The sequence below is a fragment of the Streptomyces sp. NBC_00582 genome, from assembly GCF_036345155.1.
Classification (GTDB): Bacteria; Actinomycetota; Actinomycetes; order Streptomycetales; family Streptomycetaceae; genus Streptomyces.
This window is the reverse complement of record NZ_CP107772.1, coordinates 9826372-9841009: the sequence shown is the minus strand read 5'-3', so window position 1 is coordinate 9841009 and position 14638 is coordinate 9826372. Positions and strand designations below refer to the sequence as shown.

17 protein-coding genes are annotated in these 14638 nt (G+C 72.0%); 9 read left to right on the top strand and 8 right to left on the bottom strand.

Annotated features, from left to right (window positions below; all coding sequences use genetic code 11):
- Positions 1–149: 149 nt before the first annotated feature.
- On the bottom strand, positions 150–608 hold the full coding sequence (locus tag OG852_RS44575; protein ID WP_330350874.1) for a pyridoxamine 5'-phosphate oxidase family protein: 459 nt from the start codon (positions 606–608) through the stop codon (positions 150–152).
- A 112-nt stretch (positions 609–720) separates the two neighbouring features.
- The gene (locus tag OG852_RS44570; protein ID WP_330350873.1) at positions 721–1068 is read right to left on the bottom strand and encodes a PRC-barrel domain containing protein; all 348 of its coding nucleotides are present in this window, start codon (positions 1066–1068) and stop codon (positions 721–723) included.
- 143 nt (positions 1069–1211) lie between these two features.
- Here OG852_RS44570 and OG852_RS44565 point away from each other — a divergent pair, with 143 nt between their 5' ends.
- The 8 genes from OG852_RS44565 (at position 1212) to OG852_RS44530 (ending at position 7180) form a co-directional block, all read left to right on the top strand.
- Positions 1212–1874, top strand: coding sequence for a hypothetical protein (locus tag OG852_RS44565; protein ID WP_330350872.1), 663 nt, complete (start codon positions 1212–1214; stop codon positions 1872–1874).
- Positions 1875–1877: 3 nt separating this feature from the next.
- On the top strand, positions 1878–2294 hold the full coding sequence (locus OG852_RS44560) for a phage holin family protein (protein ID WP_133914252.1): 417 nt from the start codon (positions 1878–1880) through the stop codon (positions 2292–2294).
- Entirely contained in the window at positions 2270–2947 is a 678-nt protein-coding gene (locus tag OG852_RS44555; protein WP_133914253.1) for a DUF3618 domain-containing protein, read from the top strand. Before OG852_RS44560 ends, OG852_RS44555 begins: the two co-directional genes overlap by 25 nt.
- Before the next feature lie 210 nt (positions 2948–3157).
- The gene (locus OG852_RS44550) at positions 3158–3589 is read left to right on the top strand and encodes an Hsp20/alpha crystallin family protein (protein WP_133914254.1); all 432 of its coding nucleotides are present in this window, start codon (positions 3158–3160) and stop codon (positions 3587–3589) included.
- 52 nt (positions 3590–3641) lie between these two features.
- Complete coding sequence (locus OG852_RS44545; protein WP_133914255.1) at positions 3642–4037, top strand: DUF2267 domain-containing protein; 396 nt, start codon at positions 3642–3644, stop codon at positions 4035–4037.
- Positions 4038–4109: 72 nt separating this feature from the next.
- Positions 4110–4634 (top strand): SRPBCC family protein, encoded by a 525-nt coding sequence (locus OG852_RS44540; RefSeq protein WP_133914256.1) that lies wholly within the window; start codon positions 4110–4112, stop codon positions 4632–4634.
- Entirely contained in the window at positions 4627–6258 is a 1632-nt protein-coding gene (locus OG852_RS44535) for a phytoene desaturase family protein (protein ID WP_330350871.1), read from the top strand. Before OG852_RS44540 ends, OG852_RS44535 begins: the two co-directional genes overlap by 8 nt.
- 34 nt (positions 6259–6292) lie before the next feature.
- The gene (locus OG852_RS44530; protein ID WP_133914258.1) at positions 6293–7180 is read left to right on the top strand and encodes an SDR family oxidoreductase; all 888 of its coding nucleotides are present in this window, start codon (positions 6293–6295) and stop codon (positions 7178–7180) included.
- Positions 7181–7343: 163 nt separating this feature from the next.
- Here the strand turns inward: OG852_RS44530 and OG852_RS44525 are convergent, their stop codons facing one another.
- The 5 genes from OG852_RS44525 to OG852_RS44505 all read right to left on the bottom strand — a co-directional run bounded on the left by OG852_RS44525 (position 7344) and on the right by OG852_RS44505 (position 11757).
- A complete protein-coding gene (locus OG852_RS44525; RefSeq protein WP_330350870.1) occupies positions 7344–8045 on the bottom strand; it encodes a hypothetical protein in 702 nt (233 codons plus the stop codon).
- Positions 8042–8593: an RNA polymerase sigma factor gene (locus tag OG852_RS44520; RefSeq protein WP_330350869.1), complete on the bottom strand. Its 552-nt coding sequence runs from the start codon at positions 8591–8593 to the stop codon at positions 8042–8044. Before OG852_RS44520 ends, OG852_RS44525 begins: the two co-directional genes overlap by 4 nt.
- Positions 8583–9638: a serine/threonine-protein kinase gene (locus OG852_RS44515; protein WP_330350868.1), complete on the bottom strand. Its 1056-nt coding sequence runs from the start codon at positions 9636–9638 to the stop codon at positions 8583–8585. The genes OG852_RS44520 and OG852_RS44515 overlap by 11 nt, the downstream gene beginning before the upstream one ends.
- Positions 9635–11545 (bottom strand): ABC transporter ATP-binding protein, encoded by a 1911-nt coding sequence (locus OG852_RS44510; protein ID WP_330350867.1) that lies wholly within the window; start codon positions 11543–11545, stop codon positions 9635–9637. The genes OG852_RS44515 and OG852_RS44510 overlap by 4 nt, the downstream gene beginning before the upstream one ends.
- A 74-nt stretch (positions 11546–11619) precedes the next feature.
- A complete protein-coding gene (locus tag OG852_RS44505) occupies positions 11620–11757 on the bottom strand; it encodes a hypothetical protein (protein ID WP_166663605.1) in 138 nt (45 codons plus the stop codon).
- Positions 11758–11913: 156 nt separating this feature from the next.
- Here OG852_RS44505 and OG852_RS44500 point away from each other — a divergent pair, with 156 nt between their 5' ends.
- Positions 11914–12945 carry a hypothetical protein gene (locus tag OG852_RS44500; protein ID WP_133914261.1) on the top strand — a complete coding sequence of 344 codons (1032 nt, stop codon included), beginning with the start codon at positions 11914–11916 and terminating at the stop codon, positions 12943–12945.
- An 88-nt stretch (positions 12946–13033) separates the two neighbouring features.
- On the opposite strand, the gene OG852_RS44495 is transcribed toward OG852_RS44500, so the two are convergent.
- On the bottom strand, positions 13034–14305 hold the full coding sequence (locus OG852_RS44495; protein WP_330350866.1) for a sulfite oxidase: 1272 nt from the start codon (positions 14303–14305) through the stop codon (positions 13034–13036).
- Positions 14306–14638: the final 333 nt, after the last annotated feature.

The window sequence follows — 14638 nt, the reverse complement described above, 5'->3', positions numbered from 1 at the left end:
GGATCTCCGTGGGTGAAGGAGCGGCGTTCGGTGCGCGCGATCGGCGTGCGGCGTGGAGGGTCATGTGGCGGAGCCACCTGGCCCTTCGCGCCGTGCGGCGAGCGGGCGTGCCGGGCGTCGCGACGCCGCGGAGATCCGTCAGAAGGGCCCTAGCCGTCGACGGCGAGCGCCGTGCCGTACAGGCGGTCCACCTTCAGCCGGATGACCACCCGGCGCTCGGCGACCAACTCCTCCAGGAACGCGGCTTCGTCCGCGGGCCTCGCGGCCGTCGGGATCAGCCCGAGCAGTTCCCGCCCGACCGCGTCTCCGGGGACTGTCGTGCTCTCGGAGACCACGGCCTCGCCTTCGGCGACGGCGAACGACCAGACGTCGCCGCCCGACACGTGCAGCGCCGCGCGTGGATTGCGCCGCAGGTGCTGAACCTTGACCCGGTCGGCCGTGGTCGAGAACCGCACGATGCGGGCCTCGGCGTCCCAGGTGTACGCCATGGTTGTCAGGTGGGGGTGGCCACTGCGCTTGACGGTGGCGAGCGTGCCGAACTGCTGCCGGCCGAGCAAGCCGGAGAGGTCTTCGTCGGACAGTGAGCGAGGCGCTGGTCGTTGAGTCATGAAGTGATCAACCTCGCCGGCCGTCCAACAATTTCACGGGTGCCGCGAGGCGGCCCCGACGCTGTCCGCCGGGCGCCGCCCGCCCGACACAGGCGGCCGCGAGACGCTGCTGTCAGTGACCCGACCCGTGGCGGCCGCCGAGTTGGTCCCGGTGGCGCGGATCACCCAGGTACGTGTCCTCGTCGAACACGGGTGACGACTTGGTCTGTGTCTTCGTCAGGGACAGCTGCAGGGTGCGGGTGTCGTGGCCGATGCCCGACACGGCGTCGGAGGGAATCACCACGTCCTTGCCCAGCACCCAGGGGCCGGTTCTCACCACCAGGAACCGCGGACCGAGGTCCCTCGAGTACTCGCTGACCTTGCCGACATGACCGTCGACGGCGTCCACCCGGTACCCGGTCAGGTCGTCGTCCGCGGTGTGGCCGGCGGTCGGCACCCGGCGTGTGCGGTCGTCACTCACGATTGTCCTCCCTGTCGTCCTGGCCTGCGGGTGCCCGGGTGGGGTCCGACAAATCACCTCGCAGGAGGTGTGAAGCCCGACAAAGCAGTCACTCGCTTACATAACTCATAAAACCTCCAGGGTTGTGCAAGGAGTAGTGGCCGATGACTGAGGCAGCGCAGGACAACAGGACGAGGTTGCAGCACACCGGTGAAGCGGCCAGGACGGAGGCCTCGGCCACGGCCGGTCAGGCCAGGCAGGCCGCGGGACGTATCGGGGAGACCGCGGTGGACCAGGCCAAGGCCGTGGCAGGAGAGGCCCGTCAGCAGGTCGGCGCGGTCGCGGGCGACCTCCGGAGCCGTGCGATGAACGAAGCGGAGCAACAGAGCAGGCGGGCGGCGGGCTCGCTGCACCAGTGGGCGGACGACCTCGCCGGACTCGCGGAGAACGCCAAGAGCGACTCACCCGCCCGGAACCTGGCGGCCCAGGCAGCCGACGGCGGACACCGGGCCGCCGACTATCTGGAAGAACAGGGCGTCGAGGGAGTCCTCACCGACATGCAGGACTTCGCCCGTCGACGCCCCGGTATGTTCCTGGGCGGCGCGTTGCTGGCAGGACTGGTCGTCGGCCGATTCGTGAAGGCGGCGGCACAGACCGACGGAGCCTCCGGCGCACAGGGGGACGGGGCCGCCGCGCAGCAACGACGATCCACCGCACCGGGCTCGCCGGCCCCCACGGCGCTCCCGTCCGGCCCTCCCCCCGAGACGCAGCCGTCCGTCGGCATGCCGCCGGGTGGAGCACCCAACCGTCCGACGCCGGGAGTGTGAAGGATGTCCTACGTCCCCTCCCACCCGGCGGAGACGCACGCCGGGGAACGTTCGGTGGGCGAACTGCTGTCCGCGGTGACCTCGGACGTCCAGACCCTGTTCCGGCAGGAGATGGAACTCGCCAGGACCGAGGTCAAGCAGGAGGCGACCAAGGCGGGCAAGGCTGCCGGCATGTACGGCGGCGCCGGGTTCGCCGGCTACATGGTGCTGCTGTTCCTCTCGCTGGCGGCCGTACTGGGGCTGGCCAACGTGATGGACGGCGGCTGGGCCGCCCTGATCGTGACCGCCGTGTGGGCCGTGATCGCGGCGGTCCTGTACCAGCGGGGGCGCACCCGTATGCGCACCGTGACGCCGAAGCCGGAGCAGACCGTCGATACCTTGAAGGAGAATGCGCAATGGGCACGTCACCCGACCAGGTGAGGGCCGAGATCAATACCACCCGGGACCGTCTGGCCGCGGATGTGGACCGGCTCGCGGACCGGGCCAGCCCGCGACGCATGGCCCGGCGCCGCACCCGTAGGATGCGCGGCGCCTTCGGGGGCATGAGGGACCGGGTCATGGGAACCGCCTCTCAGACCGCCCACGACGTCGGCAGCGGCGCGCAGTCGATGGCCGGGTCGCTGCAGGAAGGCACCCAGCAGGCGATGGGCACCGCACGCGAGGCCGCAGGCCAGGCCGGGGACGCCGTACGGCAGGCCCCGGAACAGGCGATGCGGCAGGCCCAGGGCAATCCGCTGGCCGCGGGGCTGATCGCTTTCGGCACCGGCCTGCTGGCTGCCTCGATGCTGCCCACGTCGCAGCTGGAGCAGGAGAAGTCCGGCGACCTCATGCAACGCGGGGGCGAGGCCCTGGAGCCGGTGAAGCAGGCCGCCCTGGACTCCGCGCAGAACCTGAAGGAGGGCACCAAAGAGGCTGCGCAGAGCGCGGTGCAGGAGGTGAAGGACAGCGCGAAGGACGGTGCCAGCACCACCCGGGACGAGGCCCGTGAACAGGCCGGCCAACTGACCGACCAGGCCCGCGACTCCGGCAGACAGGTCGCAGAAGAAGCCCGTCAGCAGCCCGGCAGCGGCTGAGGACGTCACCGGCAGGGAGGCACCCACGCGTGCCTCCCTGCCCCATGCGGCAGCGGGGCGGGCACCCGTTGGGCGGGAGAAGGCGGGCGAGCGTCCCTCACTCTGTCATCATTCGGACGACGTCATGTTTGTCATCCATTGGATGACATGCTACAACGGTTCTGTGAGCGCATTGGCAGTGACTGCCCAACCTGCTGGAGGTGTTTGACGATGTTGATGCGCACCGACCCCTTCCGCGAGCTCGACCGCCTGGCTCAGCAACTCACGGGCACGGGTACCTGGTCACGGCCGTCCCTCATGCCGATGGACGCCTACCGTGAGGGCGACGAGTACGTGGTGGCCTTCGACGTCCCAGGGGTCAGCCCCGAGGCGATCGACATCGACGTCGAACGGAACATGCTGACCGTCAAGGCCGAGCGCCGACCCGTGGCCAAGGCCGACGATGCGCAGATGGAACTGTCGGAGCGGCCGCTGGGCGCCTTCTCCCGCCAGATCGTGCTGGCCGACACACTGGACACCGAGCACATCAAGGCCGACTACGACGCGGGCGTGCTCACCCTGCGCATCCCGATCGCCGAACGGGCGAAGCCTCGCAAGATCGCCATCGGCGGCGGATCCGGCCGCCGGGAGATCTCCGGCTGAGCCGGACCGGTTCGGGTTCGAACGGCAGCGGAGGAGAAGGGCGGCGGCGGACGTGACCCTACGACGGGAGGCGTTCCTCGACCACGTGAGGGAACGCGGCGAATACGAGAGCCTGAAGGAGGCCGAACGGGCGTCCCGCGTGGTCCTCGCCCTGCTGGGCGCGCACCTGGTCGGCGAGGTGCGCGCCCAACTGGCGGCGCGACTGCCGGAAGAGTTCGCCCTGATCCTTCTCAATCCGCTGCAGAGCGCGGAACCGCTGCCACCGGAGCGGTTCGTGCGGGCCACGGCGGCCTGGATCGAGGGGGCCACCTCCCAGACCGCGGCCTGGGACGTCAGCGCCGTCCTCAGCACGGTCGCCGACGCGGTCGGGGAGGACCTGCTCCAGGAGATCCTGCTCCAGCTCCCGTACGGCTACGACCTGCTCTTCGGCCACCCTCAGCCCACCTGATCACCACGCTGGACGGTTGGCGTTCCCCGATGCGGGCACTTGGTGACGGATTGCGCCAAAAAGGGAGAGATCATGGCGATTCGTCACCGGCTGATCGAGGCCGATCTGCGGACGGTATGGGCCGTCCTTTCCGACGGCGACCGGTACACCGAGTGGGTGGTGGGCACCTCGGCATCGCGGCAGGTCCGGGGGCGATGGCCCCAGATGGACGCGGCGATCTCGTACGAGGTCCGTCTCGGGCCCGTCCGACTGAGCAACGAGACGGTCGTACGGCGGGTCGAGGAACCCACGGAGCTGGAGCTGGAGGCGCACGCGGGGCCGCTCGGCACGGCGCGGATCGCGTTCGAGCTGCGCCCATGGGGCGAGCGCTGCCTGATCATCGCGGACGAACATCCGCTGAACGGCGTCGGCGGGCTGCTGCACAACGCGGGCGCGGAAGTGGTGATCCAACTGCGGCACCGCGCCATGCTGGCCCGTCTCGCCCGCATCTGCGAAAGCAGGCAGAAGGAAGGCAGGCAGGAAACGGAGAAGGCCGCGACGGGCGCACAACCGTCCGAGACCGCCGGGGCGCCCGGACCGGGAGGTCCCGGTGCCTGACGCGGTGGTGATCGGAGCCGGCCCCAACGGCCTGGTGGCGGCCAACCTGCTGGTGGACGCCGGCTGGAGCGTGGAGGTCTTCGAGGAACAACCGCAACCCGGCGGCGCGGTCCGCCACGACGACGGGGTCTTCCCCGGGTACGTCAACGACCTCTTCAGCTCCTTCTACCCCCTGGCCGCCGCCTCCCCCGTCCTGCGGGGCCTGCGCCTCGAAGCGCACGGTCTGCGCTGGAGCCACGCGCCCTGTGTGCTGGCCCATCCGCTGACCGACGGCCGGTGCGCCGTCCTCGACCGGCGGATCGACGCCACCGCCCGCAGCCTCGACGCCTTCGCACCGGGCGACGGTGACGCCTGGCGCCGTCTGCACCAGGTCTGGCAGCGCGTGGGCCCCGACATCCTGGACGCCCTGTTCACCCCTTTCCCCCCGCTGCTGGCCACGGCGCGGCTCGCGGCCCGGCTGCGGGCGGCGGGCGGGCTGCGCCTGGCGCGCACCCTGGTCCTGCCGGTGCGCCGGATGGGCTTCGAGGAGTTCACCGGCGAGGGCGGCGGGCTCCTGCTGGCGGGCAACGCCCTGCACGCAGATCTGGCGCCCGAGGCCGCGGGCAGCGGCGGCTTCGGCTGGCTGATGTCCATGCTCGGACAGACGTACGGCTTCCCCGTGCCGGTCGGCGGTGCCGGCGCCCTGACCGGTGCCCTGGTACGGCGGTTGCAGGAAGGCGGTGGCGTCGTGCGCTGCGGACGGCGCGTCGCCACCGTCGTCGTCCGCGACGGCAGGGCCGTGGGCGTACGCACCGACGACGGCGAACTGCACACCGCACGCCGTGCCGTCCTGGCGGACGTGTCGGTGCCCGCCCTCTACCGCGACCTCGTCGGCCCGGAGCACCTGCCGGCCCAGTTGCTGTCGGACCTGCGGCGTTTCGAGTGGGACTTCGCCACCTTCAAGGTCGACTGGGCCCTCGACGGCCCCGTGCCCTGGGAGGCGGAGGCGGCGCGCCGGGCGGGCACCGTCCATCTGGCCGACGGCCTGGACGAGCTGACCCGCTTCGCGGCCCAGATCGCGACGCACACGGTTCCCGACCGCCCGTTCGCGCTCTTCGGCCAGATGACCACCGCCGACCCCACACGCTCACCCCGGGGAACGGAGTCGGCCTGGGCGTACACCCACGTGCCGCACACCATCGCCTCGGACGCCGGCGGCGAGGAGCTGACCGGCGCCTGGAACACCAAGGAGCAGGAGCTGATGGCCGACCGGGTCGAACGCCAGGTCGAGCGATTCGCACCCGGTTTCCGGCCCCTGATCCGCGCCCGGCGCATCCTTGCCCCACCCACCCTGCAGTCCCTCGACCGCAATCTGCACGGCGGCGCGATCAACGGCGGCACCACCGCCCTCCATCAGCAGCTCTTCTTCCGTCCCGTGCCCGGCACCGGACGCCCCGAGACCCCCGTGCGCGGACTCTTCCTGGCATCCGCCGGCGCCCACCCGGGCGGCGGCGTGCACGGCGCTCCGGGCGCCAATGCCGCGCGGGCCGCCCTGCGCCGCCACCGCCCACCGGGCCGAAGCCGCCTGCAGCGCCTCCTCGCCCACCGTGACCGCACCGGGGCACGGCACGCACCAGCCGACTGACCGCGCAGGACTCAGCAGCCGAAGGGAGCAGATCATGGGCGACAGTCCGCTGAGAGACCGCACCGTGGTCGTCACCGGCGCCGCACGCGGGCTGGGCGCGGCGCAGGCCCACGAACTGGCCCGACGTGGCGCCCGCCTGGCGCTGATCGGCCACGAGGGAGCGACCTTGCAAGCAGTGGCCGCCGCCCTGCCCACCGAGACGCTCGCCGTCGAGGCGGACATCACCGACGAGGCGGCCCTCGCCCGGGCGGCCGCCCAGGTCCGCGAGCGCCTCGGCCCCCCTTCCGCCGTCGTGGCCAACGCGGGCGTCGCCCAGGGCGGCCCCTTCGCCCTCACCGACATGGACGACTGGCGGCGCGTCATCGACGTCAACCTCACCGGCAGCGCCCTGACAGCCCACACCTTCCTTCCCGACCTCATGCAGACAGCCGGCTACTACCTCCAGGTCGCCTCCCTCGCGGCGATCGGCGCCGCCCCGATGATGAGCGCCTACTGCGCGTCCAAGGCCGGTGCGGAGGCATTCGCCCACGCGCTGCGGGCCGAGGTGGCCCATCACGGCGTGGCCGTCGGCATCGCCTACCTCAACTGGACCGACACCGACATGATCCGCGACGCGGACCGGCACGCCGTCCTGCGCGAACTGCGCGGCAACATGCCCCTGCCCGCCCGGCGTGTCCACCCCGCCCGGACCGTCGCGCTGCGACTCGTGCACGCCGTCGAACACCGGCGCACCGCCGTCTACGCTCCCGCCTGGCTCCGCCTCGCCCAGATCACACGCGCCGCCCTGCCACCGCTCGTCCTGCGCCGGTCCCGACGCGAATTGCCGCGCCTGGAGGCCGAGGAGCCACTGCGCCCCACCGGCTCACTCGGGGCTGGCGGGCAGGCCGACGACGACGCCCGTGACCACCGGCGAGCGGGATGACGCCTCCCTGAACGACCGCCGGACGGCACGCGAAGGGTCGTACCGACACGGACCGCACCAAGGACGCCGTCCGCAAGGGCATGGGCAACAGCTGACCGCACCGGCGGGAGTGTCGGAACGGCGGCGGTCGGTGCCGCTTGAACGCGCTCCCGGGCGGCGCGGCTCAGCCGGACGGGCGCAGGGTGGCGCTGGCCACCACCGTGTGGTCGGCCGCGAGCAGGTGCACCTGGGTGACCGGCGCCGTGCCGGTGGGGTAAGGGGCGCCCCACTGGGCGTAGCCGGCCGCCGGGGAGAAGGTGCCGAGGGTGGTGGTGGAGCCGTCCGCCCGTTCGATCTGGCAGGTGAGGGTGCCATGGAAGGCCGTCCGGGCGCGTGCGGGCAGGTCGTCGGCATCCACCGACATGTAGATCCACTGCGGCCGGCTCGTGTGGGCGACGACCCGTCCGACGTCCCGGCTGTGAGAGGTGAGATCGGCGCTGACGAGCCGGTCGGGGCCGGTGGCGGACGGTGCGGACACGGAGGTGACGCCGACCGCCCATCCGCCCACGGCCAGCGACGCGGCCGCCGCGCAGGCCGCGAGGCCGAGGGCGAACCGTTGGCGCAGCGTCCGGCGGCGGGGTCGGGGCGGTACGCCGATGCGCTCGAGCACACGGGTTTCGAACCCCACCGGTGGCTCGCGTCCGGGAATCAGGTGGATCAGTTCGTCGGCCATGCGGGCCAGTTCGCGGACGTTCTCCCGGCAGGCGGGGCAGTGCTGAAGATGGGCCAGGGCGGCGGCGCGCTCCTGGGCGGGCAGGACTCCCAGCGCCAGTTCGGCGGCGACGTCTTGCAGCCGTTGGCACGCGACCGTGTCGTCGCCGGTCATGACGGCGTGTCCTGCCGGTGCGTGAGCGCCTTGCGCAGCTTGGCCAGCGCCGTTCTGATACGGGTCTTGGCGGTGCCGAGGGGGACCTGTTCCAGGTCAGCCACCTGCTGCGCGGTCATTCCGTAGACGCCGGCCATGACGATGGCGCGGGCCTGTCCCGCCGGCAGCTCGGCGATCGCCCGCCGCAACTCGGCCGAGTCCTCGTCGGCCACCGCCAGTCGCTCGGGGGTGTCGGTGGTCGCTTCCAGCAGGGGCGCCATCCGGCTGGGGTCGACGGGGACGGCCCGACGGGAGCGTACGGCGTCGATCGCCAGGTTGTGGGCGATGGCCGTCACCCAGGTACGGACCGATCCGCGGCGTGAATCGTAGACCTGGGCGTGGCGCCAGGCCTGTTCGAAGGTCTGTTGGGCCACGTCCTCGGCGAGCTGGGCGTCGCCGGTGACCGTCATGGCCACCCCGTAGACCTTGTGCTGGAACCGGCGGACGAACGCCACCGCGAACTCGGGGTCGTCGGTCGTCAGCCCCGCCAGCAGCGCGTCATCGGGCATCCACTCCAGAGAAAGCCCCATATGGTGCATATCTCTCATACGTAATATCCTCGCCGAAAGATTGTGCGAGGCCCGACCCGGATGCCTCGGGTTCCACGTCCCTGCGGTGGGAGGGCAGCAGCGCGTCGAACGCCGCGGCGAGGGAACCGATGTCCGGCCGGGCGGTGGGGTCCGGTTCCAGGCAGGCGTCGACAGCGGTGGCGAGCGCCCCCGGCAGCCGGCGCAGGGTGCCCACCGGCGCGGCCCGGCCCTCCAGCTGCGGGTAGCGGCGCCGTCGGCCGTAGGTGCCACCCGGGCTCGTGGACGCGGACGGGGCGGCGCCACCGGGTGGTTCTCCGTCCGTCGTGGTGGCGGTGATCTCCGGGAAGGGAAGGTCACCGGTGGCGACCTCGTACAGGGTGATGCCCACCCCCCAGACATCCGCGGCGGCGGACAGTCCGGCTCCCCGTGCCTGCTCGGGGGCGAGATAACAGGGGGTGCCGATGCCGGCGGGCGCGGGCCCCGGCGGGCGGGCGACGCTGAGGTCCAGGAGCTTGGCGCGCCGGCAGTCGATGATCACGTTCGAGGGCTTCACGTCCAGGTGCAGCAGGTCCCGGCCGTGCAGGTAGTGCAGAGCGGAGCACAGGTGCAGGCCCAGGAAGGCCACGTCATGGGCGGCGAGCCGGCGCCGCAGGCGGCCGATGAGGTGGGAGACGGTCTCGCCGGTCAGAGTCTCCAGGACGACGAAGGGCTCGGGCGTCTCCACGGTCTCGTACGCGCGGACCAGATGCGGGTGGCTGAACGCCTGGAGCCAGCGGCCCTCACGCAGGAGCCGTTCACGCAGCCGCGGTTCGTGCCGGCGGTCCGCGCGCAGTGTCTTCAGCAGGCAGCGGCAGTCCCGCTCATCGCTCCAGGCGTCGTACACGTCGAGCCAGCCGGTCCTGGTCAGAGGGGCCAGGATCTCGTAGCCGGGGACCGGTCTCGCCCCCGGGGGCAGGGGCGCGGGCGGCGGGGCGGTCCGGTGCCGGGAGACCGCCGGTGGCGTGGCGAGGTGCGGACGGCTCATGGGAATGCCTTGGTCGTGGACGGGGTGAAGACCCTGGTGGCCGGGTCCGCGGGAGCGTGCAGCCGGTACAGCCGGGCGTAGGCCTTGCCGCTCCGCAGCAGGTCATGATGGGTCCCCTGCTCGACGATCCGGCCGTGGTCCAGCATCAGGATGCGGGTGGCGTCGCGGACGGTGAGCAGGTTGTGGGAGATGACGATCGTGGTGCGTCCGGCCATGAGCCGGCGCAGCGGCTCCATGACACGTCGGCCCGATGCGGCGTCCAGGCCGGTGGTCGGCTCGTCCAGAACGAGGACGGGCGCGTCGCGGATCATGGCCCGGGCGATCGCGAGGCGCTGGCGCTGGCCTCCGGACAGCAGCCTGCCGCGCTGGCCCACGACGGTGTCGTACCCCTCGGGCAGAGCGGTGACGAAGTCGTGCGCGTCCGCGGCGCGGGCCGCCTCGACGACCTCCCGCTCGTCGGCGTCCGGACGGCCGTAGAGGATGTTCTCGCGGACGGTGCCGTGCAGGACGAGTGTCTCCTGGAGCACCACGGCCACGCTGTCGCGGACGTCGGCCAGCCGCAGGGTCCTCAGGTCCGCTCCGTCCAGCCGGACGGCGCCGTGGTCGGGGTCGTGGAAGCGCAGCAGGAGTTTGGCGACGGTGGACTTCCCCGCGCCACTGGCCCCGACCAGCGCCAGGGTCTGTCCGGGCTCCACGCACAACGACACGTCGCTCAGCGCGGGCCGGTCGGTCTCCGGATAGGTGAAGCCGACGGCGTCGAACTCCACCTGCCCGCGAGCGCGCCCGAGGAGGGCGGGTCGGGGGACCTCACGCACCGACGGACGCTGGTCGAGCAGTTCGACTATGCGCTCCGCGGCGGCGGAGGCCGCGTAGAAGGTGCTGGTCAGGTGGGACATGCCCCGGATCGGGCCGTAGAGCTTGCCGATCAGGGCCAGGAAGACCAGAAGTTCGCCCAGGGTGAGACGGCCACTGGCCAGCTGCCAGGTGCCCAGGCCCATCACCAGCAGTGCCCCGCTCAGCTCGACGAGGTCGACGAGCGGCCCGAAGACGGCACGGATCCTGGTCGAGGCCATGGTGGCGTGGTACCGCCCGAGGATCTCGCGTTGGAACCTGCTCTGCTCCCACTCCTGGCGGTTGTACGCCTGTACGAGCGCGATGTTGCCCAGGACCTCCTCGGCGACGGCGCTGACCGAACCGCTGCGCCGGCGGCGTTCCCGGGAGGCGGCCTTCACCAGCCGGGAGAAGTAGCGGGCCGCGCACCAGAACAGGGGCACGATCACGAGGGCGAACAGCGTCAGGTCCCAGCTCAGGTAGAAGAGCATGCCCAGGAAGATACCCAGCCGCATCACGTACCACAGGGCCTGGGCCACGCCCGACAGCAGGAACGTCTCGACTGCGTCGACGTCGCCGGTGACCCGGGCCAGAACGTCGCCCAGCCTGCGTCGTTCGAAGAAGCCGAGGGAGAGGCTCTGCATGTGCCGGAAGACGTCCGCCCTGAGGGCGAGCAGGAAGCGCTCGCCGACCCAGACGGAGGTCACGTCGTCGGCGAACGACACGAGACCCGAAGCGACGCCGAGCCCGACGTACGCCAGGGCGATCGGCAGGAACGGGCCGAGATCGCGCTGGACGAGGACCTCGTCCACCACCACCTTGAACAGCCAGATCTCGGCCGCGTCGATGGCGGGGCCCACGACACAGAAGGCGACGAGGGGCAGCAGCCACCTCCGGCCGCCGCGCGTGTACGGCCAGAACCGCCGGAAGACCTGCCGCACCGGCAGTGCCGGCGCGGCGGCGACCAGTTGCTCCCCCTCCGGCTCGGCGACCGTCAGCGACCGCCGCAGCGCCGCGAACGGGGCGGCGCTGCGGGCGCTGCGGGCACTGCGGGCACTGCGACGGCGGAGTTTCACGGAAACCGCGACTCACCAGGGTGTCCTACGACGACCGGGAGCTCACACCCACCGGCCGCCGAGGGACGCCGGCGTCACTTGTGCGTGCCGGTGCTGGAGGTGCGACGGTGGTTTTTGCGGTGGTGGTGGGACGTCTTCCCCTTCATGGTGGTCGTGGACTTCCTGCCCTTGGAGTGCCTCTTGGCGGGGGCCAGGTGACTGAACAGGGACATGGTCTTTCCCTTCATCTCGCCGGTTCACTAGGACATACGGGCGACCCCCGGTATGGGATGGCGGTTTCGGCGAGAATTTCCCGTTCTGGACAGAAGGCCCGCGCATGCACAGCCCTTGAGGACGGGTTCCGGCAACGCCCGTCTAAGGTCGCGTCCATGACGAGGACCACGCCCCCGCGCCCGCTCGTTGTCGAGGCGCTCTTTCCTGAACTGGCCGCGTTTCGGGGGACGACAACGCGGCTCCATCCCCGGCCGGGCAGACCGGACGTGTCGGCGAGCTCCGTGGGCGGTCCCATGCTGTGGCCGGCGGACGAGCCGTGGCCGGTGTGCGGCGAGGCCCACGGCCGTGGACGCGGTCGACGACCGGCCGACATCCACCGCTATCGGCAGGTTCTGGCTTCCGCGTGGGCCCGCGAGCAGGCTCCCGGCCCGACGGACGAGGAACGGGAGCTGCTGGGCGAGTTGCACCGGGAACACCGGATCCCCGGCGCATCCGAGACCGACCCGCTGCCGATGATCGGCCTCGCGCAGCTGTACCGGCGGGATGTGCCCGACCTGCCGGCGGGGCCGGGCGACTGCGATCTGCTTCAAGTGTTCTGGTGTCCCTTCGCCGCGCACGGCCCGAGCCGGTACGGCCTGCGGCTGCACCTGCGCTGGCGGCGGTCGTGGGAGGTCGGTGAGGCCCTGACGACGCCACCCCTGCCGCCGGTCGTCGGGGGCGACGGCTTCCTGCCCGAGCCCTGTGTGCTGCATCCGGAGCAGGTGGTCACCTACCCGTTCGCCGGCCTGCTGCCCGAGGAGTTGTGCGCCCGGATCGACGCCTGGGAGGAAGCGCTCGAGGAGGAGGCCGAGGAGTCGGAGGACGGGGACACGACAGAGCCGATCGGCTACCAGTACGACCTGTCCATTCCGCCCGGCTGGCGCGTGGGCGGCTTCGCGTCCTGGCACGCGACCGACCCGTATCCCATGGACTGCCTGACATGTAGGGCACCGATGCGCCTGCTGCTGACCGTCGACAGCTCGGAGTGGGACGGCGGCAGCGGAAGCTGGAGGCCGCTGGAGGACCAGAACCGGCCCACGTACGGGTGTGCCACCCCGACGGAGGTCACGGTGGGCCGCTGGGGTGAGCTCAACGTCTTCGCCTGCCCCGACGATCCCGAGCATCCGCACCGCTGGAGCATCCAGTAGCTCGCAGATGTGGACGACGTCCGGGACCTGGGGCAGTGGCCCGTGCTCACGGCCGATGCCGCCGTGCGCCAAGCGGCGACGGCGTGGGTCACAGCACGGTGACCGGGTGGCGCACCACCGCGTCGAAGAGATAGCCCTGCGTGTTGGGCACCGCGGCGTCCGGCTGGTGGCGGCCCGCCGTGTCGGTGGCGCGGGCCAGCAAGTGCGTCGGTCCGGGCGTGCCAGGCGTCCACGGGACGGACCAGCGGGTCCAGGTTCCGGAACGCGGTCGGTCGTGAAGTCGGGCCCGCCGCCAGTTCGTCCCGCCGTCGGTGCTGACGTCGACCCGCGCGACGGCGCCCGCGCCCGACCAGGACCGGCCGTGCAGCACCTGGCTCTCCCCCACCGGGAACGTCGCACCACTCGCCAGCTCGAAGGCGCTCTTGATCGTCTGCCGGGTCAGCGGCGCACTGCCCTGCGCGGGGTAGGCGGAGCCGAACAGCCGGTAGAAGGTGGTGTTCCACGGCGAGTACAGCGGTTGCGCGGAGACCTCGATGTCGCCGACCCATTTGATCGAGGCGATCCCCACCCAGGAGGGCACGAGCACCCGCACCGGGTAGCCGTGGTCGTACGGAAGCGGCTCGCCGTTCATCTCGTAGGCGAGCAGCACGTCGTCCAGAGCCTTGGCCACGGGCAGCGGGCGGCGCACCCGGCCGAGGCTCTCGCCGCCGCTGACGTACTCGGCGTCCAGGCCACGGGGCTGCACGTCCACGGCGTACGGGGACAGCCCGGCCCTGCGCAGTACGTCGGCCAGGCGCACCCCGCGCCAGCGCGCGACCCCCACCGCGCCCAGCGTCCAGGCGGTGCCGGTGACCGTCTCGTTCTGCTGGGTCGTGTAGAAGCTGCGTCCGTTTCCGGCGCACTCGACGAACGCGGTGCGCGTGACGGCGGGCAGGGCGCGCAGATCGTCGTACCCGAACTCCACCGGCTTGTCCTCGGCGGGTGTGCCGCGCAGCCCGTCACCCCACAGCCTCAGCCGCCAGTCGGCGGCGTCCAGGACGGGCGTCGCGGTGTGGTTGCGGACGAAGAACAGGGCGTTGGGGGTGTGATGGCCTGTTCCGCGCAACGCCTCCCAGCGGGTCTCGGCGTTGGTCCCGCGGGGGATGAACCACTCGGGCGGCAACGGCTTGACGATCGGCGAGCCGGCGGCGACAGCCGGATTCCTCACCGGGAGCGCGGTGGCGGTGGCCTTCGCGGCCAGCAGGGTCAGCAGCCGGCGCCGGGTGACCCCGTCCGCTCTGGCCTCCCCGGCGAGCCACTGGCGCAGCCTGCGGCGGTCGTAGGCGATCTCGTGGTGGGCGGCGGAGCCGGCAGCAGACATGGCAGTCCCGTCGGGTGGAGGGAGGGAGAGTGCTCGGGCAGAGCGCACCAGCCGACGCGCATCGGGGGGCCTCGCAGGATGTCGGAGACCCACGGCGCTGGCGCGACACGGACGTTGAGGCAGGGAAGCGGGAGAAGGTCGATCAGCCGGGGAACCGACACAGCGCGGCGGCCACGCGGACGAGGTCCACGGCGCGGCGACGGGTCAGCGGTTCCTGCGGAAGCATGACGGGATGGAAGCACGTGGTTCGACCACTGTCAACGAACCTGATGTGCGGGGCAGTTGAGCACCGGGTGCGCGGACTGTGGGGGCGATCGCCCCGGTCCTGGCGCC

What these genes read in the sequence shown, in the direction of transcription:
- OG852_RS44575 (WP_330350874.1), bottom strand. Translation starts at nt 608, where the DNA reads ATGACTCAACGACCAGCGCCTCGCTCACTGTCCGACGAAGACCTCTCC.
- OG852_RS44565 (WP_330350872.1), top strand. Translation starts at nt 1,212, where the DNA reads ATGACTGAGGCAGCGCAGGACAACAGGACGAGGTTGCAGCACACCGGT.
- OG852_RS44560 (WP_133914252.1), top strand. Translation starts at nt 1,878, where the DNA reads ATGTCCTACGTCCCCTCCCACCCGGCGGAGACGCACGCCGGGGAACGT.
- OG852_RS44555 (WP_133914253.1), top strand. Translation starts at nt 2,270, where the DNA reads ATGGGCACGTCACCCGACCAGGTGAGGGCCGAGATCAATACCACCCGG.
- OG852_RS44550 (WP_133914254.1), top strand. Translation starts at nt 3,158, where the DNA reads ATGTTGATGCGCACCGACCCCTTCCGCGAGCTCGACCGCCTGGCTCAG.
- OG852_RS44540 (WP_133914256.1), top strand. Translation starts at nt 4,110, where the DNA reads ATGGCGATTCGTCACCGGCTGATCGAGGCCGATCTGCGGACGGTATGG.
- OG852_RS44530 (WP_133914258.1), top strand. Translation starts at nt 6,293, where the DNA reads ATGGGCGACAGTCCGCTGAGAGACCGCACCGTGGTCGTCACCGGCGCC.
- OG852_RS44525 (WP_330350870.1), bottom strand. Translation starts at nt 8,045, where the DNA reads ATGACCGGCGACGACACGGTCGCGTGCCAACGGCTGCAAGACGTCGCC.
- OG852_RS44520 (WP_330350869.1), bottom strand. Translation starts at nt 8,593, where the DNA reads ATGCCCGATGACGCGCTGCTGGCGGGGCTGACGACCGACGACCCCGAG.
- OG852_RS44515 (WP_330350868.1), bottom strand. Translation starts at nt 9,638, where the DNA reads ATGAGCCGTCCGCACCTCGCCACGCCACCGGCGGTCTCCCGGCACCGG.
- OG852_RS44505 (WP_166663605.1), bottom strand. Translation starts at nt 11,757, where the DNA reads ATGTCCCTGTTCAGTCACCTGGCCCCCGCCAAGAGGCACTCCAAGGGC.
- OG852_RS44500 (WP_133914261.1), top strand. Translation starts at nt 11,914, where the DNA reads ATGACGAGGACCACGCCCCCGCGCCCGCTCGTTGTCGAGGCGCTCTTT.
- OG852_RS44495 (WP_330350866.1), bottom strand. Translation starts at nt 14,305, where the DNA reads ATGTCTGCTGCCGGCTCCGCCGCCCACCACGAGATCGCCTACGACCGC.